18 protein-coding genes are annotated in these 22,704 nt (G+C 39.8%); 15 read left to right on the top strand and 3 right to left on the bottom strand.

The genetic code is table 11. The features are described 5' to 3' along the window. From K1X56_11830 to K1X56_11840, 3 genes are all read left to right on the top strand, one after another. The coding region (locus K1X56_11830; protein MBX7095404.1) for a histidine kinase at window positions 1–1,330 on the top strand (1,330 nt) is incomplete at its 5' end. 91 nt (window positions 1,331–1,421) lie between these two features. Beyond that, window positions 1,422–2,825, top strand: a complete 1,404-nt coding sequence (locus tag K1X56_11835; protein ID MBX7095405.1) for a hypothetical protein — start codon at window positions 1,422–1,424, stop codon at window positions 2,823–2,825. A gap of 57 nt (window positions 2,826–2,882) precedes the next feature. Then, entirely contained in the window at window positions 2,883–3,644 is a 762-nt protein-coding gene (locus K1X56_11840; protein MBX7095406.1) for a LytTR family DNA-binding domain-containing protein, read from the top strand. Between the two features lie 2 nt (window positions 3,645–3,646). On the opposite strand, the gene K1X56_11845 is transcribed toward K1X56_11840, so the two are convergent. Further along, window positions 3,647–4,576 carry a T9SS type A sorting domain-containing protein gene (locus K1X56_11845; GenBank protein MBX7095407.1) on the bottom strand — a complete coding sequence of 310 codons (930 nt, stop codon included), beginning with the start codon at window positions 4,574–4,576 and terminating at the stop codon, window positions 3,647–3,649. Between the two features lie 102 nt (window positions 4,577–4,678). Here K1X56_11845 and K1X56_11850 point away from each other — a divergent pair, with 102 nt between their 5' ends. After that, a complete protein-coding gene (locus tag K1X56_11850) occupies window positions 4,679–5,512 on the top strand; it encodes a hypothetical protein (protein ID MBX7095408.1) in 834 nt (277 codons plus the stop codon). Here the strand turns inward: K1X56_11850 and K1X56_11855 are convergent, their stop codons facing one another. Continuing rightward, a complete protein-coding gene (locus K1X56_11855) occupies window positions 5,513–7,660 on the bottom strand; it encodes a S9 family peptidase (GenBank protein MBX7095409.1) in 2,148 nt (715 codons plus the stop codon). Window positions 7,661–7,724: 64 nt separating this feature from the next. Between K1X56_11855 and K1X56_11860 the strand changes: the two genes are divergently transcribed. From K1X56_11860 to K1X56_11870, 3 genes are read left to right on the top strand one after another with little or no spacing between them, the layout of a single operon-like run. Beyond that, window positions 7,725–8,981 (top strand): OmpA family protein, encoded by a 1,257-nt coding sequence (locus K1X56_11860; protein MBX7095410.1) that lies wholly within the window; start codon window positions 7,725–7,727, stop codon window positions 8,979–8,981. 30 nt (window positions 8,982–9,011) lie between these two features. Next, the gene (locus K1X56_11865; protein ID MBX7095411.1) at window positions 9,012–9,893 is read left to right on the top strand and encodes a hypothetical protein; all 882 of its coding nucleotides are present in this window, start codon (window positions 9,012–9,014) and stop codon (window positions 9,891–9,893) included. Continuing rightward, the gene (locus K1X56_11870) at window positions 9,890–11,086 is read left to right on the top strand and encodes an NAD(P)/FAD-dependent oxidoreductase (protein MBX7095412.1); all 1,197 of its coding nucleotides are present in this window, start codon (window positions 9,890–9,892) and stop codon (window positions 11,084–11,086) included. Before K1X56_11865 ends, K1X56_11870 begins: the two co-directional genes overlap by 4 nt. 7 nt (window positions 11,087–11,093) lie before the next feature. On the opposite strand, the gene K1X56_11875 is transcribed toward K1X56_11870, so the two are convergent. Further along, complete coding sequence (locus K1X56_11875) at window positions 11,094–11,675, bottom strand: Crp/Fnr family transcriptional regulator (protein ID MBX7095413.1); 582 nt, start codon at window positions 11,673–11,675, stop codon at window positions 11,094–11,096. 127 nt (window positions 11,676–11,802) lie between these two features. Between K1X56_11875 and K1X56_11880 the strand changes: the two genes are divergently transcribed. The 8 genes from K1X56_11880 to K1X56_11915 are packed head-to-tail and all read left to right on the top strand — an operon-like array spanning window position 11,803 to window position 22,559. Continuing rightward, window positions 11,803–14,526, top strand: a complete 2,724-nt coding sequence (locus tag K1X56_11880; GenBank protein MBX7095414.1) for an AsmA-like C-terminal region-containing protein — start codon at window positions 11,803–11,805, stop codon at window positions 14,524–14,526. Window positions 14,527–14,577: 51 nt separating this feature from the next. Further along, on the top strand, window positions 14,578–16,152 hold the full coding sequence (locus tag K1X56_11885; GenBank protein MBX7095415.1) for a HAMP domain-containing histidine kinase: 1,575 nt from the start codon (window positions 14,578–14,580) through the stop codon (window positions 16,150–16,152). Then, entirely contained in the window at window positions 16,149–17,264 is a 1,116-nt protein-coding gene (gene hemW, locus K1X56_11890) for a radical SAM family heme chaperone HemW (protein ID MBX7095416.1), read from the top strand. The genes K1X56_11885 and hemW overlap by 4 nt, the downstream gene beginning before the upstream one ends. Window positions 17,265–17,280: 16 nt before the next feature. Further along, a complete protein-coding gene (locus K1X56_11895) occupies window positions 17,281–20,295 on the top strand; it encodes a hypothetical protein (protein MBX7095417.1) in 3,015 nt (1,004 codons plus the stop codon). A 2-nt stretch (window positions 20,296–20,297) separates the two neighbouring features. Continuing rightward, window positions 20,298–21,074: a cyclase family protein gene (locus K1X56_11900; protein ID MBX7095418.1), complete on the top strand. Its 777-nt coding sequence runs from the start codon at window positions 20,298–20,300 to the stop codon at window positions 21,072–21,074. 1 nt (window position 21,075) lies between these two features. After that, window positions 21,076–21,681, top strand: coding sequence for a DUF3365 domain-containing protein (locus K1X56_11905; protein ID MBX7095419.1), 606 nt, complete (start codon window positions 21,076–21,078; stop codon window positions 21,679–21,681). 54 nt (window positions 21,682–21,735) lie between these two features. Next, the gene (locus K1X56_11910; protein ID MBX7095420.1) at window positions 21,736–22,209 is read left to right on the top strand and encodes an Lrp/AsnC family transcriptional regulator; all 474 of its coding nucleotides are present in this window, start codon (window positions 21,736–21,738) and stop codon (window positions 22,207–22,209) included. After that, window positions 22,209–22,559, top strand: coding sequence for an MmcQ/YjbR family DNA-binding protein (locus tag K1X56_11915; GenBank protein ID MBX7095421.1), 351 nt, complete (start codon window positions 22,209–22,211; stop codon window positions 22,557–22,559). Before K1X56_11910 ends, K1X56_11915 begins: the two co-directional genes overlap by 1 nt. Window positions 22,560–22,704: the final 145 nt, after the last annotated feature.

The raw sequence follows: 22,704 nt of genomic DNA on the forward strand, positions 1-22,704 counted from the left end.
AGATGGCCGCTTTGTATCCAGAAAATACCGGGATGTATTTAATGCATCCAACACCATCCGCTCCATGTACGGAGAAAACCAGGAAATCTGGATTTCGACCGGTAGCTATTTGTACCGTTACGATTTATATAAGGATACACTTTTTCGCTTAAGCAGGAACCTCGGATTAAAAGCATCCGAAACATATGACATCACTAAAAACAAAGAAACCGTTATTCTGGGTACAAAAGACGGGTTGGTATATTTTCCGGATTCCTTAATTGAAGAGAAACGGAAAGCACCGGAATTATTTCTCGACCTTATTCATACGGATTCAGACACCTTCGGAATAGAAGAGGAAATTCATCTCCCCTACAATTTCAATAATCTTACTATAGAATTTACAGGGATACATTATTCCTCCAGAAAAGATTTAAAATTTAAATACCGGGTAAAAGAACTGGATGAAAACTGGACCGTTACCAGTTATAACAATCCTCGCGCGATTTTCACTTCCCTTCCTGCCGGTAATTTTAATATCGAAATTATAGCAATGGATGAATCCGGACAGGAAAGTAAACAACTCACCATCCCATTGAGCGTAGAGTCACCCCTATGGCAAAAAGGTTGGTTTTATCTCTTAAGCTCCATATTTGCCATTGCCATTATTACCCTTATTTACTCGCTACGGATCCGGAGTCTGCGCAGAAAAAATGAGTTAGAGAAGAAATTAATTTCCTCTCAATTAACTGCATTAAAAGCGCAAATGAATCCGCATTTTATGTACAATGCCCTGAACTCGATTCAAGATTTAATGTTGTCGAACGACCATTTAGCATCTAACCGCTATCTTGGTCGATTCAGTCAGTTAATGCGCAAAATTCTCGACGCATCAGGAAAAGAATTTATCACAATAAAAGAGGAATGCTCCATATTGAATTTATACCTTGAGTTGGAAAAATTACGGTTTGGAGAAGAATTTAATTATGAAATAAATGTCGACTCCACCATCGACGATGAAGAAACGATGATTCCTCCCCTGATATTACAACCATATGTAGAGAACGCCATGAAACATGGATTGCTACATAAAAAAGGGGAAAAAGAATTAAAAATCCGGTTTTCGAAAAGCGATCATTTAATCTGCATTATTGAGGACAATGGCATCGGCCGAAAACGTTCGGATGAAATTAAGCAAAGGCACCATCATTCATTTGCCAGTGATGCAACGGAAAAAAGACTTGAGTTACTTAAAAATTACACCCGACAGGATTTTTCCATTGAAATAACAGACCTTTATGATAATGGTGCTGCTGCAGGTACGCTGGTAACCATTCATTTCCCGCATTAACGGTTCATAAATTCAAACCGACGATTCATAAAACCGTCTTCAGTAATTTTTTTTACCACGATTAGGTTTGTGGCATAAAAAAATGAAAAAAATGAAATCAATCTTGTTTGCGACTTGCCTATCCCTAGGCTTATTCCTTCAGGCTGATGCACAGACCTTAAAGGAAATGAAAAAAATGATGAAAGAATCCGTTTCATCTAAACCCGACACTACCGGTTTAAAACAGGTAGAAGTAAAAGGAGGCGATGATCAGTTTGTAATGGCTGAGGCATTCTACAACTCAGGCAAAAAATTCTTTAAAGCCACCTTACAAAATTCCAACATCTGGCCGAATACTACACCGGTTCCAAGTGCAGATTTATTTAGAGAAGTAATAAGAGACGACAAAGGAAGAATAAGTAAGTTCAGTGGATATGTGGTCGCTGATGGTCCTTATCCATTATTTTATAAAGGTTCATCCTACAATAATTGTGTGTTCACCGGAAAATTTATGATATATCATCCGGTCCCTTATTCTACACCGGAAGAAGTAGAAAAAGCATTTGAAGGAGATAATTGTCCGCGTATTGATGTTTACCATCCCGATAAATCCGTTATTAAAAACATCACTAAAGAAGAGGTGAAAAACGAATGGATGAACTACCTCAAACAAGCGAATGTTTATGTTTCTAAGATCCGTGAAACAGAAAAAGCAAATGCCGATAAAGCAGAGGCTGAAAAAAGAGCAAAGTTCACCACTCAAAACAGAAATGTAACAAAGCTGAAAGTATATGCTTCCGCACAAAAATTTGAACAGGGAAAATCATATACGTTTTTCGTAACGGCTACCCTAAAGGATGGATCTGAAATTTCTACAGAAAAAGGCGGCTACATTGATGAATACGAAGTAAGCTGGAGCGGACTTCCGGAAATGGTTAATGGTCCTTTTGGAAAAGTGAAAGCTATTTACGGTAGCACCATCACCATTCCGGACACAGAACCCATTAAAGGAGATAAAGTTACTTTAACCGTAAAATCGAAATATTACCCATCCGTTAGCGCAACTGTCGATTTTGCAATGGACTACAGCGGGTACGTAACGCTCGATTACAACGCTCAACTTCGTTCCGATGCTGTACGTGTTACCGGCGGAAATATTCGTGTAGAAATTAAAGCCGTAAAACACGGTGTTACCGGAGAGAATTTGATTGAATGCAAAGCCATCAATCCTAAAGACGGAAGTATCCTTCGCCATTTCAGAATTAATGAAGGGTCAGGAATTAATGTTGAAACTTGCGGACAAAAAGGATGGAACGCTTCTTCCAGTAAACCTGCACAAGACGGAACACATGGCGGTGATATCACTATCGTGATTGATCCTTCCGTAAAGTCTTACAACATCAATACTAGAAACACAGGCGGAAGAGGTGGATCAGGTTCTTCTCAATACCCGCGTGCCGGTGCTAACGGAAGTGACGGCAGAGTAGAAAAACTGAATCAGAAAGTGAGCTGGTAAAAAATAAATCCCAACAAAGCGGAGAAAGCCTCTCCGCTTTGTTTATATATTTACAACATGGAAACTTTAAAAGCCATCATCATCGACGACGAGGAAAGAGCGAGAAAAACATTGAGTACACTCATTCGGGAATATGTTCCGGAAATTACAGTGGCAGATATGGCTTCCAATGTTCCCGATGGCGTTTTATCCATTAACAAGCATAAACCGGATGTGGTATTTCTCGATATTGAAATGCCCGATTACAACGGTTTTGAATTACTGAATTTTTTCCGGGAAATCGATTTTGATATTGTTTTCGTAACGGCGTATTCGGAATATGCATTGCGCGCGTTCGAAGTGTCGGCCACCGATTATATTTTAAAGCCCGTAGAAGTTGATTCCATTCGCGCTACACTGGAAAAAATAAAAAACAGAAACCACCGGCATGGTATAAAACAAAAACTTGAAATTCTGAAAGAAACCGTTTCTTCAGATGAAATCAAAAAGATTGCACTCCCTATGGGGGATGGACTCCTATTTGTAGAAACCGCCAAAATAATATTAATAGAAGCCGATGGCGCCTATTCATCGGTTCATGTCAACGATGGCTCCACATTAGTGGTTAGCAAAAACCTGAAATTCTTTGAGGATATTCTCGAAAACAAAAAGAATTTTTACCGGCCTCACCGTTCACACCTGATCAACCTGAATTACATTAAAAAATATCACCGGGGTGAAAACAATATCATCATGGATAATCAGAGCAGCGTATCCATTTCGCGTGATAAGAAAAACGAATTCGAAGGACTACTCCGCGATTTACATTTATCCGTATAAAATTATTCTTTGACGATTTTATAACGGTAAACTTCTCCTTTAATATTTACATTCATAAAATAAAAACCGGCAGGCATTGAAGAAATATCGATGGCTTGAAAACTATTGTTTCTTCCATTTGAAAATTGTTTTCCCGATAAATCCGTAATCCAATAATTAAATCCATCGCTTAATTCCGATTTATTTTCGCTTAGCAAATACACCACAGAATTTGCCGGATTGGGATAAACACGAATGAGCGGTTGACTCATTTCATCAACGGAAGAAGGATTGGCGCATTGATCAAATTGTAATCCGGAATCGAACACTGCGCTGGATAAAGGGACATTCATAACTTCAATCACGTGACCAAAAATATCCGTGATGCGAAATTGAAAAGGACCGGAACCTATTCCCATGGGATCTTCGAATTGATTATTACTGTTTCGCAGAATAAAATTATAATTCGTGCCGTTCCAAAATTCAAGCGTTGAAACAGGATACAAATGGTCAATTAGTGTTGCCGAAAAATACCAGGGATTCGACGATGAAGTAATGGCAATCTGGAGATTGGTGGCAAAAGGACATTCCGTCATGGTCCACTTTGCCCGGTAATTTCCGCTCATGGATGGTGCAATCAAATCATAAGCCGGTTTGTTGACGTCAATATGACCATTCGGACAACCCGTACACTCTCCGTCCACCTTCACCACGGTGGAAGAAATATCTGTGCTTAACTCCAGACAAGCACCACACATTTCGTCGGAGTAAAATAAATCGGACGATAACCATACAACAGGATCATTGGCATTCATGGTAGAAAAACTACAACCGGAAGTATAAATCGTATTAAACCAGGTTAAGGTTGCCGAATCGGAGGGCATGGTGCAGGACTGCGAATAACTGAGGAGTCCGGAAAAAAGAAAAACAGGAAGGAGTAAAAACACTTTCATAAACGCGATTTACCTGCAAATTGAGCATAAGGACAAATTGGAACAATGACCGGCATCATATTTAAACCCTTTGTTATATATTGCCTATAAAATAAAAGAACCATGAAATATCATTTTTTCATTTTATCCGCATTAATTCTATCGGCCTGTTCGCAAAAAACGGAATCGGAAAACAAAGTTGAAACGAAAGACAGTGTAGTAGTGGCTGGTCCGCAAGACCTGTTGAATTGTTTGGCTGATGCGAAAAAATTTGAGGATCCTGATTCTTGCTTAATCAAATACAAGGATGTTTTTGAATCCATGACCGAAGCACAAAGTGATAGTTTATTCTTAACCTTTACCGAAGCTATTCAACGTGTAACAGCTATTGATCCTCCTTCAGAAAACGGTTATGTTGACGGAGAACGATTTCACGATTATGTGCATCTGGGAATTGGAATGGACTCCGAAGAAGGAATGGCGTTTTATACCTTAAGTTGGGATTACCTGCACAATAAATTTTATAAGAAGGTAAGTCAACCCATGAAAGATTTTCTCGATTACAGAAAAAAATACGAAGACAAAATCGCTTACGATGCTGGCTTATCTATTCCTTTCAGCAAACTGGCAGAGCGCATTCTTGCCGCAGAAAAATTATTGCAAAACGGTCCATTTGTAATGCGCAATTATGTTTTGGACGAACTCAGTTACGAAACCAGCTGGTTGATGATGGGTATGGATAACACTCCGGCTTTTGATTGGGAAACCCAAGTGATGAACCAGGAGGCTAAAGATGCAATGATGATGGTGGCAGAAAAAGGAGGTAAAGCATTAAAGCCTCTGTTCAATGATTATTTAAAGGAAGTAGAATCCAACGAATGGAAAATGCCGGAAAATTGTTTCGATCGTTATAACGCCGAAATCATCCGCAAAAAAATCGAGGAAATTTATCCTTGATTATTTTAATTCGTCCAATAAGTATTCGCTGATTTTTTTCATCAGGTGAACTCTGTCTTTTCCGCGAACATTGTGTTTGTGTCCGGGATAAACATAATAATCCAGTAACACATCCTGCTCTACGGCTTTATGAAGCAGCATTAAACTATGTTGCCACACCACAACATCATCATCGGTACCGTGAATTAAAAGCAGTTTTCCTTTTAATTTTCCGATGTGATTTAACACATTATTTTCTTTATATCCTGCAGGATTTTCCTGTGGACTATCCATGTAACGTTCCCCGTACATAATTTCATAAAAACGCCAGTCAATAACAGGACCACCCGCCACGGCTACCTTAAATACACCGGGATATCTGGTCATTAACGAGGATGTCATAAATCCACCAAAACTCCATCCGTGTACACCCATTCGTGATGCATCCACATAGGTTTGTTTTTTTAGCCACTCCACACCACTCATTTGATCTTCCATTTCCGCTTTCCCTAAACGACGATGAATCGCCTGAGAAAATGCTTTACCGCGATTGTCAGTTCCCCTTCCGTCAAGCGTAAACATAATCACGCCCTGTTGCGCCATGTAATGATACCATAAGTCGGCACCACCTAGCCAGGAATTGGTGACCAATTGAGAATGTGGACCATTATAGAGATACACAACCACAGGATATTTTTTTGTTGAGTCAAAATTTACCGGCAAAAACATGCGGCAATACAAATCCGTGTTTTCTTTATTCTTAATCGAAAACATTCTTAACGAACCACAGTTGTATCCCTTTAAAGGATCCGGCGCATTAAAAATTTCTATCGATTTGCCCGATTTTAAATCCAATACAGAAATTGTTCTGGGCACCTTGGGTGATGAATAATAATCGATCGCCATTGTGCCTTTTTCATTCAACACACAATTATGCGTACCCGAATTTTTAGTTAAACGCGTTACTTTACCGCTACTCAGTTCAACTTTACATAAATCATTGCTGATGGGAGAATCGATATTACAATGAAAAAAATAATATTTTCCGCTTTCATCAAATCCATTCAGTTCCTTTATTTCCCATTCTCCTTTTGTTAACTGACGAACAAGTTTTCCGTCCTTTGCATATAAATACAAATGCTTAAATCCATCTCGGTTACTTTGCCAGATAAAATGATTGGGATCGTTTTTTACAAACATCATCGGATGCATGGGCTCAATGTATTTATCATCTTTTTCCTCAAAAAGTGTCGACACCTTTTGTCCCGTTGCCACATCATAGGCATTTAACCACATGTGATTTTGACCGCGATTTACCAGTGCTACATAAATCAGTTTTTCATCGGGCGACCATTGTATGTTGGTAAGGTATTGTTCAGGATCGCCTTCTATTTTCAAATAATGAATTTTGCTGTTGCTTAAGGAATAAATGCCAATGGTAACCTGGTGACTTTTATCTCCCGCAAAAGGATACTTGATGTTTTCATTCTTAGCCGGTTGATCGAGCCAGTTGATAATCGGATAATCCGTTACCATGCTTTGATCCATCCGATAGAATGCGAAATAAGAATTAGAAGGAGAAACAAAAATTCCTTCTTCAATACCAAATTCATTCCGGTGAACGGCCTGACCGTAAACAACATCATATCCGCCATCATTCGTTAACTGAACTTCTTTATGGTCGCGATGAATAAATAAATTATTGTTTTGTGTATAGGCCGTCCATTTTTCATCGGTTGACGATTTTCCGTTTTCAAAATTGCGGATGGCAGTAGTGTCATCAGATTTACGAATGCTCTTTGTTGCAATATCAAAATTCCATTTGTGATAATCCGAATGAACAAACTCAAGTTGCGATTTCGATTTCCAATACATAAACGGGAACGTTTTCCCTTCTCTCAAGGATGCTTTTTTCATTGCCTCATTAAATTCATCCAGGCGGAACAACAAGGTGCGTTTACCGTCCTTGTTAATCAGAATAAATTCGTGATTTTCTTTTGTATCATCCACAAAGGAAACTTCATTGCCGGAATAGCTAAACTGAAGGTGACGCAAACGCTGAGGCGCCAACTCTGCTCTTCCGCCAAGCACGGCCTCTTCCATGGTGAAATTTCGTTGTGCCCATAGGGAAGATGAAATAAAAACAAAGAGTAATCCGAACCTTCTCATAAGAATGAATTTTTATGCAAAATACAATTTGTTCAAGACAAGTTCATTCCCTATATTTACTCATATGACCGTTCATCCGAATTTCACCCTGGTGAAAAAACAAGTCCGCCCAAAACCATTTTCTTTTTCTATGGTGCAGTTCATGTTTTTGGTGGCATATTTTATCCTTGCAACATCACACAGCAGTGCCCAGGATTCATTGTTGTTTAAAATCCAGTTTAACAGCGCCGAAGAAAATGGAATCCACCAAAACGATATAGTTAAGCAGTGGATAACAAACCATCGGGATATCAGCGGACAATACCGGATAATCGTCATTGGTCATGCCGACTCCGATGGCGACTCTCTGATGAATATGGAGCTATCCGACAGAAGAGCGCGCTCGGTGGCAAGAACGCTTTCTGAAAACAATATTCCAACAGATCAAATCACCATTGGTGTATTCGGCGAAAATCAACCGCTTGTAAAAGGACATTCGAATTCTGCTAAAGCAAATAATCGCCGGGTAGAGGTGTATTTGGGTCCTAAATTGAACACCAGCATCACTGAACCTCCTGTCGAAAAAATTCCTGATGATATGGGGGCCTGGGAAGTAAAAGGGAAATACGGAAGTATTCTTCGTTTTCCTCCGAATAGTCTTTCGCAAAAAAGCACGGTAACGCTAACGGAAATAGGAATAGGCGAAAATTCACTGGTACGATGTTTGTTTTGCCGGATCGATTTATTGACTACACTGGGCGAATGCCTTAATACGAGAGGCATGGTGTTTATAGATGTCCAATTGAACAACCAATCCATTGATCGTCCCAATAAAAAAGCCATCCTCCTCATCCCGGCACCGGATAAGGATAGTACCATGGAGCTATTCAGATCAACTATAAATTCCCGGGGAGAAACGGTATGGGAACCCATTGGAAAAAGTGCAGAAATCGTAATTGAAAACGGGAAGCCTTATTACCGCATCGAGATAGAAGATTTCCGCGGATGGAATGTAGATGCCATTATGAAAAATTTTTGCGACAAAGGGGTCGAAACCCGTTTTATCTCCCGTAAAAATGAAATCGATAGTTTGTATTTCGTTTACGATACCACCATTCAAACGGTGATCAAATTACTGCCCGACGGTGAACTACATACGAAACACCTGTACATTACACGGGATTATTTTCCTGAGCTCAGACCAATGCTTTATATTGTATCGGGTGATCAGTACTTTGTTCTACCCTCAGATCAACTCAGGAAAAAAAGAAATAAAGAAGTGTACATTCTTCGAAAAAAATACTTTCGCAAAACTGAAAAAGTTCATGCTTGTCCGAAATAGTTTGGTATAGAACTTCCCTATATTTGCCCCATGCGAATTCTGTATCCGATTTTATTTTTCTGTTTGCTGTTGTCCTGCAACGTAAAACCTCGCCGACCCATCACTCCGGCCCATATTCCGGAAAGCAGCGATTCGGTGATTCTCAAAACCACTTCCTCCACCGAAATTCCTCAATTTGCAGCAGCCAATAACGAAATGCTCCGGGAACTGTTTAACTGCGATTCCATCGAAGCAAACGGCACAGGCTGGTGGATTCCGGATGTTGAAGACCTGGTGAATATCGGTCCCTTTCACAACATCACACTGGCCACTGTAATTGATACCACCTACACCTTGCAGCTCTATGGTAAAGAACATCTATTTGTTGTCTTTGTAAGCACCATCTACAGCAACGGAGAAAAATGTGATGGTCACGTTTGTGCTCCATGGATAGGCATCGGTGAGTTTAAAAAAACAGAAGATAATTTGTGGTCTTTATATGCCTTCGAAAAATTAATGTGCGCACATGGAAGTTGGGGCGATTTACAACCTTACGAATTAACTGCCTACGGAGAAAATCACTATTGCCTATCCCTTAACGGATCATTTATGGCGCAGGGACAGTTAATGGAAATGACCCGACTCATCGATTTAACGCACGAATTCGGTAAAGAAATTTTACGCATCAATACCCTCAACACCAACTCAGGCGCTATCGAAGAACAAGACGCCGGTTATTATCTGGAGCAGGCCGATCTTAAATGGATCATCAAAAACGGATTCTACGATTTATTGGTGCACCATGAGTCAACCCGCAGAAATGATAAGCTGGAATTAATACAGGATCACTGGGAAGAACACTATCAGTATAGCACTTCCAGAGGACTGTTTCTGCCGGATGAAAACCATTCAACTAAAGAATTAGTTGATTGAAAAAAATTATAATCATAGGAGGTGGCGCCGCCGGAATCTTCGGGGCCATTCGGGCAGCTGAATTAAATCCTGATGCCCAAATTGTGGTACTGGAAAAAAGCAATCAGTTATTGGGTAAAGTAAAAATTTCAGGAGGCGGTCGCTGCAATGTCACTCATGCTTGTTTTGTTCCTGAAGAACTGATCACCTTTTATCCTCGTGGAGGAAAAGAATTGTTGGGCGCTTTTCACCAGTTTATGCCCACCAACACGTTCGAATGGTTCCAACAAAGAGGGGTTGAATTAAAAACGGAGGCAGACAACCGCGTTTTCCCCAAAAGCGATAAATCTCAAACCATCATCGACTGTTTTTTAAACGAGTGCCGCAAAAGGGGGGTGAAAATTATTACTGCATGTGGAGTACAGCGCATCCTAAAGAATGAAAACGGATTTCAATTGGATACAGAGCAGGGATTAATGAATGCCGATACTGTTTTATTAGCAACGGGAAGTAGTCCAAAAATGTGGGACATACTCAAAGAACTCCATATGGAAATTATTCCTCCCGTTCCCTCATTGTTCACTTTTAACATCAATGATGCACGAATAAAAGAGCTGCCCGGATTATCCGTTCCAAATGCAATCGTTCAACCCGAAAATTCAAGTGTAATCAGCCGCGGACCATTACTGATTACCCATTGGGGAATGAGTGGTCCTGCCATTTTAAAATGTTCCGCCTGGGCTGCACGGGAACTGGCAGATATCAACTATAATTTTAGTTTGAGGGTTAACTGGACAGGCATTCCCTTAAAAGAGGTACAGACAAGTCTGAAAAAACAACGTGATCTCGAGGGTAAAAAAATATGCGGAACCAATCCGCAATTTGGTATTCCTGCACGACTATGGAAATCTCTCACTGAGCACCTTTCCATCGATCAGTTAAAATGGGCAAGTATGTCGAATAAACAGCTGGACCAACTGGCCGATGAATTAGCACATGCTTTGTATACCGTCAACGGAAAAAGCACCTTTAAAGATGAATTTGTCACCTGTGGTGGTATATCCCTTCATGAAGTGAATATGAAAACCATGGAATCGAAAAAAATTCCCGGACTTTTTTTCGCCGGCGAAGTATTAAACATCGATGCGGTAACAGGTGGGTTTAACTTTCAGGCGGCCTGGACTACCTCCTGGATTGCTGCCGGAAATCTTTAATGCACGTTTATTTTTTACTCTTAAACAAACGACGTTTTATCCTGCTTAAACTTTGAGGAGCAATTCCCAGGTAGGTGGCAATATCCTTATTCGGAATCTTTCGCACCAAGGCAGGATTTTTTTCAATTAAAGAAACATAACGTTCCTCTGCCGATTGAAGTAAAAAAGATTCCATGCGCTGACGCATATCCAAAAACGCACGTTTTGCAAACAAGGTTTCAAGCTGCATTAAAGCAGGGACTTTTCGGTAAAGCTCTGCCACCTGATCTTTAGGTAGAGAAATAACCATACTCTGATCGATGGACAGAAACGTAAGAGGCGTGGTCTCCTCGGAAATAAAACTTTGGAAGTCGGTGGCAATTCCTCCGGGGAAATAAAAGTTCCAGGTTATTTCATTCCCCTCCAGGTAAAGGTATGAGCGGATGGCGCCGGAAACAACATAGTTCATGCTTAAACTAGCCTTGCCTGCCTCCTGCAAAACATCTCCTTTTTTAAGGGTTCTGAGTTCTAAACGTAATTCCAACTCCTTCCAATGGTCTTCCTCTAAAGGAATAAGACTTTCAAGCTGAGCGCGAAATACTGACTTCATAAACTAAATATATAAATTTCCCGTTATCCCACAGATCCATAGCTCAATTAACAAGTCACCTTGCAAAAAACCCCGCTATGCGATCGATTTGCACCCCTCCTTAGAACTACCTTGTGCACGGATTTGTATGGAAGAAAAAAGGAATGTTTTAAAGACGGTAATCCGCAAAACCTGGAAAATTCTTCGGGCCATCACCCTTGTTTTCTTATCGCTGGTCCTCCTGGTCGCCCTACTTGTGTTTCTGTTTGAGGACAAGATTAAAAATTACGCGGTCGAATACCTGAACAGCTACCTGAATACCGAGGTCCGCGTTGAATCGATTGATCTGAACCTCATTTCAACGTTCCCTTACGCTTCACTGGAATTTACCAACGTAATCATTAAAGATCCGCCCCAGGTAAACAAATTGCGCGATACGCTGCTGTATACCGAAAAATTATATCTGCAGTTCAGTTTGTGGGACCTCCTGAGTAATGATTATTCGGTAGAAAAAATTGCCATGAAAAATGCCGATCTGCGTTTATATATCGACGAGAAAGGCAATGAGAACTATGTGATATGGAAAAGTTCCGAAAGCAAAGAAAAAGGAAACTTTAGTTTTAAACTGAAAGATTTTCATTTAGAAAACGCGAAAATATCGTATAGAAATAAAACCAATTTTCAGGATTACCAATTCAAATCGCAGGAACTCCGGTTAAAAGGGAATTTCACTGAAGATGTTTATGATCTGGAAAGTAAAGTCAACACAGAAATCATTCACTTCAAGAGCAAAGGCATCACCTTTATTAAAAATAAAAAAACAGAACTGGATTTTAACCTGAACATTAACCGGAATAAACACCTGATCAGTTTTAACACCGGCCGGTTCCGTTTGGGTGACATGAATTTTGATGTGGAAGGAAGTTTATCCGATACCACCAATGGTGAATGCAACATCAACATTAAAGGAAAGGAAATAAACATTCACTCCTTGCTAAAAACCTTCCCCTCGCTGTTGGGTGACGACCTGGAACAATACAGCACCGAAGGAGAATTGAAGTTTTTTGCACAATTACACGGCCCCGTTAATCATCCGGAAGTAAAGGCCTCTTTTAATATAGAGAATGCTTCTCTGCATGAAAAAACGAGTGGGGTCCGACTCAAAAATTTAAATTTCAAGGGCGAATTAATTGCGGGGAAAAAAGAAGAAAAAGATCAATTACTATTGGAGGATTTATCGGGAAAATTCAACGACGCTCCGTTCAACGGAAAAATACTGCTTCAAGATTTCGAAAATCCTAAAATGGATGCAGCCCTCAACGGAAACTTTGATCTTCGCGCCTTACATCAATTCTTTAAGTTTAAAGAAGTAGAACAAACAGAAGGATTTTTAAGCGTCTCCGCCAAAGTAAAAAGTCGATTTGTGCTCGACAAGGAAACGGAAACCTGGAGTATGGATATTCAATCTGCCTCCGGAAATGCACGTGTGGAAAAAATGGCATTAGGTTTAAAAGACCATCCCGTAAAATACTCCGGCTTCGACGGCGAATTTTCATTGCAGGGAAATAATGCATTCGTAGAAAATCTAAACGGAAATCTGGGCAAAAGCGACATCATGATCAATGGTGTACTTCAAAACCTGGTGCCCTATCTCTTGCTGAAAAAACAAAAACTTAATGTGGTGGCCGACTTACAATCGGAACTCATCGATTTAAATGATCTATTGGCAGCTGCACCGGAAAAGGAACCGAAGGTCAATGAAAAAAATAACAGTCGACTAAAATTCCCTTCCGATATTAATTTTAATCTGAATGCTTCGGTCAACAAAATTGAATACTCCACCTTTGAAGCGAAAAACCTGAGAGGTAATTTCAAACTCATCGACAAAGTATTCAGCGGCGACCGATTGTCACTGTTGTTTGCCAAAGGACTCTGCACCGGAAATTTGGAAATCGACGGAAGGAGCGACGAAGCTTTTGCTGTAACCTCCAGTGTAAACATTTCCGATATGGACATCAGAGAAACATTCGTTCTCTTTAAAAATTTCGGACAAGAGGTTGTCACCGATAAAAATGTAAAAGGAACACTTTCCGCCACCGTATCCTTCGGAATGGTGATGGATCCGACATTAAAAATTGATCAAAATAAAATTGTATCCGTTGCACAAGTGATGCTTAAAAATGGTGAGTTGAACGAATTGCAGTCGTTTAAAGACATCGCGGATTATATGCGCAAAGACAAAAAAATAAAAGTGGCTTTGGGTAAAAACATCGACGATCTGGAAAAACGACTGAATAACATCCGCTTTTCTGAATTAAAAAACACCATCAGCATCAAGAATGGAATCATCACCATTCCGGAGATGGACATCAAATCCTCCGCCCTTACGGTTCAACTATCAGGCGAACATCATTTCGATAATCAGATCGACTATCACATCAATTTCCGCTTTATGGAACTCCTCATCCAGGAAACAGAAAATGAGTACGGCTATATTGTGGATGATGGAACAGGATTTAAGGTTTATATCCACATGTTTGGGGATCTGAACAACCCTCAATTCGAAAGCGATTCCGAAGAACGAAAAGCAGACCGTAAGGCCTATAACCAGGAGGAAATTAAAAACATCAAGGCCATTATGAAAGAAGAGTTCGGACTCTTTAAAAAAGACAGTACACTAAAGATTAAAGAAACACCGAAAGAGGAAGTCAAGTTTCTATTGGAATGGGATCAAAATACCGGTACAGAAAAAAGTCCCGAAGAAAAACCCAAAGAAGAAAAGAAAAAGGACAATAAAGAGAAGGTTAATAAGTTAAAGAAAAAGCTGGGTGCCACCGATGAAGAGGAAAAGACCAAAATCGAGATTGAATAGCTTCCGCTTCTAAGTCTTTATTTGTAAATTCATCCCTTGTAAAACTGTAGTTTGAATCTCTACTCGCGAAAACAAAAATGGAAACTGGTGTTGCTATTTGCAGCACTCGTCCTTGTTGCGGCCTCGCTTTGGTTTTCGAATCGCATAGTGGATAAAATTCGCGACGATGAACGCTTAAGGGTACGAATTTGGTCAGACGCTGTTCGCTCTACGGTGAATCAACTTTATGTTACCGGAAAATTGTTCGACAAACTCCGGGAGGAAGAACGGAAAAATGTCCGCCGCTGGGCAAAAGCCATGCGGGAATTGGGTAAGGACTTGCCCGACTATACTTTTGCCATTGAAATTGTTCAGGAAAATAAAACCATCCCGGTTATATTAACAGACAATAAAGGACGTTATGCTTCTTCGCTCAATATCGATATCAGTGAAGATTCCTTACGCAAGCAATTAAAACGAACGCAGCCCGACCACGATGAGTTATGGTACAGAACAGAGGCGCGCAGGATTTTTGAAGACACCGTTTATAAAATGATCGATGAATGGAAAATCACCAATCCACCCATCGAAATAAATTTCAGAGGTAAACCCATTAATACCGTTTACTACCGCGAATCGCGTTTAATTGAGGAATTAGAACAAAAAAAGGATTCATTAAGTAAAACCTTCAGACAGGAGTTGGTTAAAAATCAGGCATTGGTTCCGGTAATTTTTACGGATTCAACTAAAACTTTAGTTATTGAAACCAATTTCGATTCAGTAGAAATTTCTACACCCGGAAAGCTACAGGAGCTCATCAGCGAAATGGCGGAACAGAATGAACCTATCCGTGTTAAACTCAATGAAACCGAATCAGGATATATTTTCTACCGCGATTCAGAAGTGCTTACTCAATTGCGATATTTCCCCTATATCCAGATTTTCATCATTACGCTTTTCATCCTAATCGGATACCTCATCTTTTCCACCTTCCGCAGAGCAGAACAAAATCAGGTATGGGCAGGAATGGCAAAAGAAACGGCACATCAGTTGGGAACACCTTTGTCCTCACTCATTGCATGGATCGAGATGTTAAAAGGACAAGGTGTGGATCCAATGGCAATAGATGAAATGAACAAGGACGTCCAGCGCCTGCAAATGATAACCGACCGCTTCTCGAAAATTGGATCGGAAGCAAAATTGGAAGAGGTAGATGTACAGGAAGTCGTAGTAAAAACACTGCAATATTTACGTCCACGCATTTCCAATCGCGTTGAAATTCACGTTGTGGAGGAAGCGTTTCCGGTAATGGCCAACATCAATACACCGCTGTTTGAATGGGTCATCGAAAACCTGATAAAAAATGCAGTCGATGCCATGGAAGCAGAAGGTAAAATTTCCGTTTCATTTGGGAAAGAAGGACAAAAAGTATTTGTCGACATCAGCGATACAGGTAAAGGCATTCCGCATAAAAATTTCAAAACCATATTTGAACCCGGATATACAACGAAAAAAAGAGGTTGGGGATTAGGACTCTCCCTCGTAAAACGAATTATTGAACATTATCACAAGGGTGAAATATTTGTTTTAAAATCGGAACCGGAAAAAGGAAGTACGTTCAGGATTGTCCTAAAAAAGAAGCCATGATTTACCTGCATATTCCATTTTGCAAACAGGCTTGTCACTATTGCGATTTCCATTTTTCCACCTCACTTCGGTTTAAGTCCGAATTGCTGCGCAGTATGGAACTTGAAATAGGCCAGCGCAAAAACGAATGGAATCATGCTCCCATGCAAAGCATCTATTTCGGCGGGGGGACACCGGGTATGATTTCCAATGAGGAATTGGATTCACTCATTCAAACCATTCGTACTACATTCCCAATTTCCGAACATGCAGAGATAACCTTAGAAAGCAATCCCGACGATTTTCAGCACGATAAAATAAGTGCATGGGTACAATCAGGAATCAATCGTCTGAGTATCGGTATTCAATCGTTCAGAGATGCAGATCTTAAACTTCTAAACCGCGCTCACAATGCACAAGAAGCGCTGTCGGCAGTGAGCAAGGCCAAACAGGCAGGAATCAACAACATCACCATCGATTTAATTTATGGTATTCCGGGATTGTCCATGGAGGACTGGAAAAAAAATTTACAACAGGCGGTTGATTTAGGCATCAATCATATTTCATCTTATTGCCTCACCGTAGAACCAAAAACAGCCTTGCATCACATGGTGATGAAAAAAGAAATTTCGGCTGTAGAAGAAGATCTGACATCGGAACAATTTTTATTCATGATTGAATTCCTCCAAAAAAACGGATTCATTCACTACGAAATTTCAAATTTTGGCAAACCCAATTTCTTTTCCCGTCATAATACCGCCTATTGGCAAGGAGTGCCTTACATCGGCATCGGACCATCCGCTCATTCTTACGATGGAAAAAACAGAAGGTGGAACGTTTCCAACAATAAAAAATATATCGATGCGATCCATGCAGGTTCTTCCTATTGGGAAAAGGAAGAGCTTACCGGCGAAATACGATATAATGAATACATTATGACCGGACTCCGTACAATGTTCGGGATCAGTGAACAAGAAATTCTTGAACAATTCGGCGAAGAGGTTTTAAATCATTTCCGCAAAGAATATGTAACGCTAATGCATCATTTCATTATAGAAAATGAACGGCTCCTGCTCAAATCAGAAAGCAGACTTTTGGCCGATAAAATTGCCTCCGATCTTTTCATCGTCTAATTGCTTAAATTGCATTATGAAAAAAGCTACTGTTTTTTTATTGTTGATACTTTCATCGCTGTCCGTATTTGCACAAAACATCCGCAAAGCAACATTCAGAAATGAAGAATTATTTGTTTATCCCTATCCCGCCGAAGAACGAAATCCGGAAATTGTTCCCTACTTCGGAGCGCTACCTGACGGCAAATACGTAATTTATTTTAAACCCTACTACCGCTATAAATTTTCCTTATGGAAAATGAAAAAAATAAAAAAGTACAGCGACTCCACAAAGGTGGCAATTGTGTTTTCAATTAAGGACCATAAAAAAGAAGGCCCCGCCTGTTATTTTAACCCTAAAAAAGATACCATAGATTTTGGTAATTACGTGAACGATGAAAAAGAGGGCGGATGGAAAACCTATTACTCATCAAAAAGTGCAGAAAAAAACTGGAAACTCTCCTATTACATCGAATATAAATCAGGCATTCAATGGGGAAAAGAACTTTCCTATTCAAAAAAAGGAATTTTATTGAATGAAGAGATGTACAACGATGGCGAACGATCCGGAACCCAGCGGTATTATCACCCAAATGGTAAACTAAAAAAAGAAGTCGAATATAACCCCATAGATACCGGCAATCCCGCCAAACCTTATTTCGATTATGCGCTTCTGTTGAATGAAGTACACTATATTCCTTCAGAAATTACCAGAGATTATTCGAGAAAAAACGGACACAGCAGAGCCTATGCAGAAAACGGAACGCGTCTATATGATGTGTTATACGGTAATGGTAATATTCTCTATTTCGATACGCTGTATTGGGAAGGCGGTAAACCACGTTTTATACTTACAAAGCTGGAACCCAATGTTGAAAATGAAAATGCACTTTTCAAAGGAGAATATTTCTCCCTTGGTCAGTTAACCGACACCTATTGGTTTAAAGGAAGCTCATTAGTGGCTAAATGTAAATACGGATTAAGAAAGGATACCGTTGAATATTTGCGAATTCCGGATCTGGAATATGTGAAATCGCAAAAGGAAAAAATTCTTATTTACAGCCGGAACGGAAAATATACATATCTGGAGCCTCAATCGGGAATCTTAATCAATGAATACCATTCACTAACCTATAATGGAAGCATTGAAAATTTAAGCTTCGATACAACTTCAAAAATACTCCGGTATACCTACGTATATAAAACACATAACGGAGATTTAGCACGAAAAACCGATTATATATTTAAGGGAATTCCTATTGAATTTACCTTGCAGGAACTGGTCGATTATAGTGAAAGCAATGAATACAAAATAAAAAACAAACTGGAGAAAGAATCCATTGCACGAATGAATCCCGAAGAACTGGAAGTGTTTTATCATAATGCTACACGAACCTATTATAAGGAAATTCCATTTAGTGGAACCCTGGAATACCGCGATACCAAAAACAAAAAACTAAAAGGTAAAATAATTGCGGAGGGCGACTATTTAACACTATATTCCATGTATGGAACTGAGTACTCACAATACTCCGTTATCGAAATGAAAAATGGATTTAAACACGGGTATGTCCGTGACTATAACGATAATTTCATCATGCAAGAATCCCATTTCCAAAATGGAAAATACGATGGAAATAAATTGCAGTATGAGCTTGAATATTTACGATCAAAGCAACTCCGACAGGAACTAAAAAAATGCGGGAAAAAATTCAAAGGGAAAAAAGTTTACTACTTAAAAAGATACCAAAACTATGCTAACGATAAATTAAATGGCGATGATGTTCGCTATTACCGCGATGGGTCCATTGCTGAATTTAGTCATTACGAAAACGGCAAAAAAAACGGCGCCCATGAAGAATATGCCACTAGCGGTCACCTCACCAATTATGTGGAATACAAAAAAGGACTCCCCCATGGAAAAGCGATGAGTCTTACTTTAAAAGACAATTACTTCTACAATAAGTCCACCAAAAAATATGAAACCGTAAAATCAATCAACCATTTATATGTTGCTGAATTTAACCATGGAAAACCGAATGGAAATTATAATCATTATTTAAAAGGTGAAACCATGAATTCGGGTCAGTTTGAAAACGGATTTCTCACCGGAACATGGAAACAATATTATGCCCCATCCAATGGAACAACGTATTTAAAATATAGCTACGAAATCAATAAAGAAGACAGCATTTCACCATCGGGAGAATTCTATAAACAATTCAGCATTCCAAATCCGAATGTAGAAAACACTCTGCTTGTCCGCCAAAACGCCCGCACGGATTATGATGGCGGCATCAACCTCAGCTTTTCGCATTTTAAGTTGACCGGCTACTTAAAAAATGGGAATATTGGACTGGAGGGAGAAATAAAAAACAGAATACACGCCGGAAACTGGAAAGTATATGATGAAAATAAAATCCTGATTTCATCCATCGATTATTCAAAGCAAAACAACCAACTGGTACTAGGTGGCGACAATATTCGAGCTGAGGCCTGGGTAGAGGAATTCTATTCCAACGGCAAAAAAAGATCAGAAGGCTGGAGTATTTATGACGAAATGACCTATAACTGCGTTACGGAATTATCAGTTCCAAATCCACGCATCCGCTTTGTAAACTATTTTGATCCCAAGGGAAATCAAACTTTGATCAACGGGAACGGACACTTTATTGAGTACGATCATATGGGAAGAAAAAAAGCCGAAGGAGAAATGCTCAATTACAAAAAAACGGGGGGCTGGAAAGAATTTAATACCGAAGGAAGTTTAAGCGGGATTGGAATGTATGTAGAAGGTGAGAAAGATGGGAAATGGTATGAAGGCGATCTAAGCGGACTTCACCTCGAAGACCAAACTTGTTTCGACATGAGCGATCCGTATATACTTTCAAAATTAGAGTACGCCAAAAAGAACATTAACATAACAGAAACTACATTCAATAAAGGAGAAATTCTGAAAACAGAAACATACAACATTAACTTAAACATTACGGAAAAGACAAAAAACAGAAGAAGAAGAGGACACCATTACCCATATCACTATAATTTTTAAATATGAAATTTTTACTTGAGCTCGATCAACGCACTTATAGTATAGACACCGCTGCAGGAAGAGATATTTCCATGCCCTTTTCCCCGGATCCCTCTTCCAGTTCTGCCTGGTATGTAAATCCGGTAGAAATTGAAGTGGTTCGTTCGGGCGGTTACATTGGCAGTGTTGAAGAAGGAGGATCTACCAATTTCAGAAACATCAAATTTAATCCACACGGAAACGGAACACATACTGAATGTGTGGGACATATTTCCAAAACGGTCTATTCCATCAACATGACACTCAGGGAATATTTTTTTCCTGCCGTATTAATCAGCGTTCAACCGACAGAAGTGCAAATAGAAACAGAAATTTCTAAAAAGGGAGATCGGGTAATAACACCTGAACATTTTAAAGGGAAGCTCGAAAAAGGATCAACTAAAGCTTTAGTTATACGGACCCTTCCCAATGAAAAAGCAAAATTAAAACGGAACTACTCCAACAGTAATCCTCCCTATTTATTGCCGGAAACCATTCACTACCTGCTCGAAATGGGGATTGAACATTTATTAATTGATCTGCCCTCGGTGGACCGTGAAAACGATGAAGGAAAATTATTATCGCACCATGCCTTCTGGAATTACCCTGCTAATACGGCATTTGAAAGAACCATAACGGAAATGATTTTTGTGGCCGACGATATTCCTGATGGGAAATACCTGCTTAACCTCATGGTGGCCCCATTCGAAAATGATGCCAGTCCGAGTAAACCGATTCTATACCCGCTCAACCTTAAATAAAATGAAATCACTTTTCTATTTGATAAGCTGTTCTCTTTTTATCATCGCCTGTTCTACGGAAAAGAAACATCCGCTTGGAACCGAAAATAAAACGGAAGAATTTATGGCGCCGGATACGGCCTATTACATTCATGAGGCGGATAGTATAATTAAAATGACATTCGACACGCTGAGCTCAACACTCAAACAAAAAATGGCAGAAAACGGTCCCCACCAGTCTGTTGCTTTTTGTCAGCTGAATGCCTACCCCTTAACCGCCATGTATCAATCAGAATTTATACATGTGCGCCGAACAAGTTTAAAACCACGCAACCCTGGGAATACTCCAACCGACGACGAAAAAAAGATTCTGGAAGAATGGCAAAAGGCCTGGGAACAACAAAATACTCCCGGTTATGGCTTTTATACCGAAGAGGGGAAAATACACGTCATGAAACCCATTTTCATTCAGCCATTGTGCCTGAATTGCCATGGTAAAATCAAAGAAAACATCCAGGACAATACACTGCAGGTGCTTGATAGTTTATATCCTCTGGATAAGGCCAGGGACTATACCAATGGAGAATTAAGAGGTGGGTGGCACATCACATTTTTTGTAAAAGATTAACTGGCCCGGCAACCAAAATCTAAATCTTGCGTAATCAGTTTAAAACCCTAACCTATGGCACTGCATCTTGACTCCATCGACTTAAAAATACTTAGTATTCTTCAGGAAAAGGGAAAGATTACCAATGTGCAACTCTCTCAGGAAGTGGGACTCTCTGCTGCTCCTACACTGGAGCGAGTGAAAAAACTCGAAAACGCAGGAATCATAAAAAGCTATCATGCCAATGTAGATAAAACAAAGGTTGGACTCGGCTTTACGGCGCTGATTCATGTTTCACTTACCCGGCAAAAAGACAATGCCATGCGAAATTTCGTATCGGCAATAAATAAAATTCCCGAGGTAACGGAATGCCTGCAGGTAACCGGAAATTTCGACTATCAGTTGCGCGTGGTGGTAAAAGATATTCCCTCATTCGAAAAACTGGTGGCCGACAAATTAAGTCGCATCGAAGAGATCGGACAAATGCAAACCATGGTGGTGCTGAGCGAAATTAAATCAGGAAGAATACTCCCGTTAAAATCAGAATAATGAACATAGAGGAGTTTCGCGATTATTGCATAGCCAAACCGGGTGTTACGGAGGAGTTCCCTTTCGATGAAAAAACATTGGTGTTTAAAGTGATGGGAAAAATGTTTGCGCTTACCGATGTAGAAAGTTTCGAATCCGTAAACCTCAAATGCGATCCTGAAAAAGCGATGGAGTTGCGCGAAAAATATTCCGGAGTCCGACCGGGTTACCACATGAATAAAAAACACTGGAACACGGTAGAAACGGCTTCAGATGTGAACCAAAAAGAATTTTATCAATTAATCGATCATTCTTACCAGTTGGTGGTGGCATCGCTGCCTCAGAAATTGCGAAAAGAGTTGGAAATGTAAATCCAATTCAGGCATTTTGTATGTTTGTTTTATCATTAGTCCGCATGAAAAAGATTGCCCTCCCCCTACTCGTATTTTTGGCTGCCTGTGGTAGCGAAGCTGAGCCGAAAGAAGAAAAAAAAGACAGTGTTGTCAGCGAGTCCTT

The organism is Flavobacteriales bacterium (assembly GCA_019694795.1).
Classification (GTDB): domain Bacteria; phylum Bacteroidota; class Bacteroidia; order Flavobacteriales_D; family UBA2798; genus UBA2798.

Excerpts from the sequence above, each read along its gene's own strand:
- K1X56_11835 (MBX7095405.1), top strand. The coding sequence starts at position 1,422 with ATGAAATCAATCTTGTTTGCGACTTGCCTATCCCTAGGCTTATTCCTT.
- K1X56_11840 (MBX7095406.1), top strand. The coding sequence starts at position 2,883 with ATGGAAACTTTAAAAGCCATCATCATCGACGACGAGGAAAGAGCGAGA.
- K1X56_11845 (MBX7095407.1), bottom strand. The coding sequence starts at position 4,576 with ATGAAAGTGTTTTTACTCCTTCCTGTTTTTCTTTTTTCCGGACTCCTC.
- K1X56_11850 (MBX7095408.1), top strand. The coding sequence starts at position 4,679 with ATGAAATATCATTTTTTCATTTTATCCGCATTAATTCTATCGGCCTGT.
- K1X56_11855 (MBX7095409.1), bottom strand. The coding sequence starts at position 7,660 with ATGAGAAGGTTCGGATTACTCTTTGTTTTTATTTCATCTTCCCTATGG.
- K1X56_11860 (MBX7095410.1), top strand. The coding sequence starts at position 7,725 with ATGACCGTTCATCCGAATTTCACCCTGGTGAAAAAACAAGTCCGCCCA.
- K1X56_11865 (MBX7095411.1), top strand. The coding sequence starts at position 9,012 with ATGCGAATTCTGTATCCGATTTTATTTTTCTGTTTGCTGTTGTCCTGC.
- K1X56_11875 (MBX7095413.1), bottom strand. The coding sequence starts at position 11,675 with ATGAAGTCAGTATTTCGCGCTCAGCTTGAAAGTCTTATTCCTTTAGAG.
- K1X56_11880 (MBX7095414.1), top strand. The coding sequence starts at position 11,803 with ATGGAAGAAAAAAGGAATGTTTTAAAGACGGTAATCCGCAAAACCTGG.
- hemW (MBX7095416.1), top strand. The coding sequence starts at position 16,149 with ATGATTTACCTGCATATTCCATTTTGCAAACAGGCTTGTCACTATTGC.
- K1X56_11895 (MBX7095417.1), top strand. The coding sequence starts at position 17,281 with ATGAAAAAAGCTACTGTTTTTTTATTGTTGATACTTTCATCGCTGTCC.
- K1X56_11900 (MBX7095418.1), top strand. The coding sequence starts at position 20,298 with ATGAAATTTTTACTTGAGCTCGATCAACGCACTTATAGTATAGACACC.
- K1X56_11905 (MBX7095419.1), top strand. The coding sequence starts at position 21,076 with ATGAAATCACTTTTCTATTTGATAAGCTGTTCTCTTTTTATCATCGCC.
- K1X56_11910 (MBX7095420.1), top strand. The coding sequence starts at position 21,736 with ATGGCACTGCATCTTGACTCCATCGACTTAAAAATACTTAGTATTCTT.
- K1X56_11915 (MBX7095421.1), top strand. The coding sequence starts at position 22,209 with ATGAACATAGAGGAGTTTCGCGATTATTGCATAGCCAAACCGGGTGTT.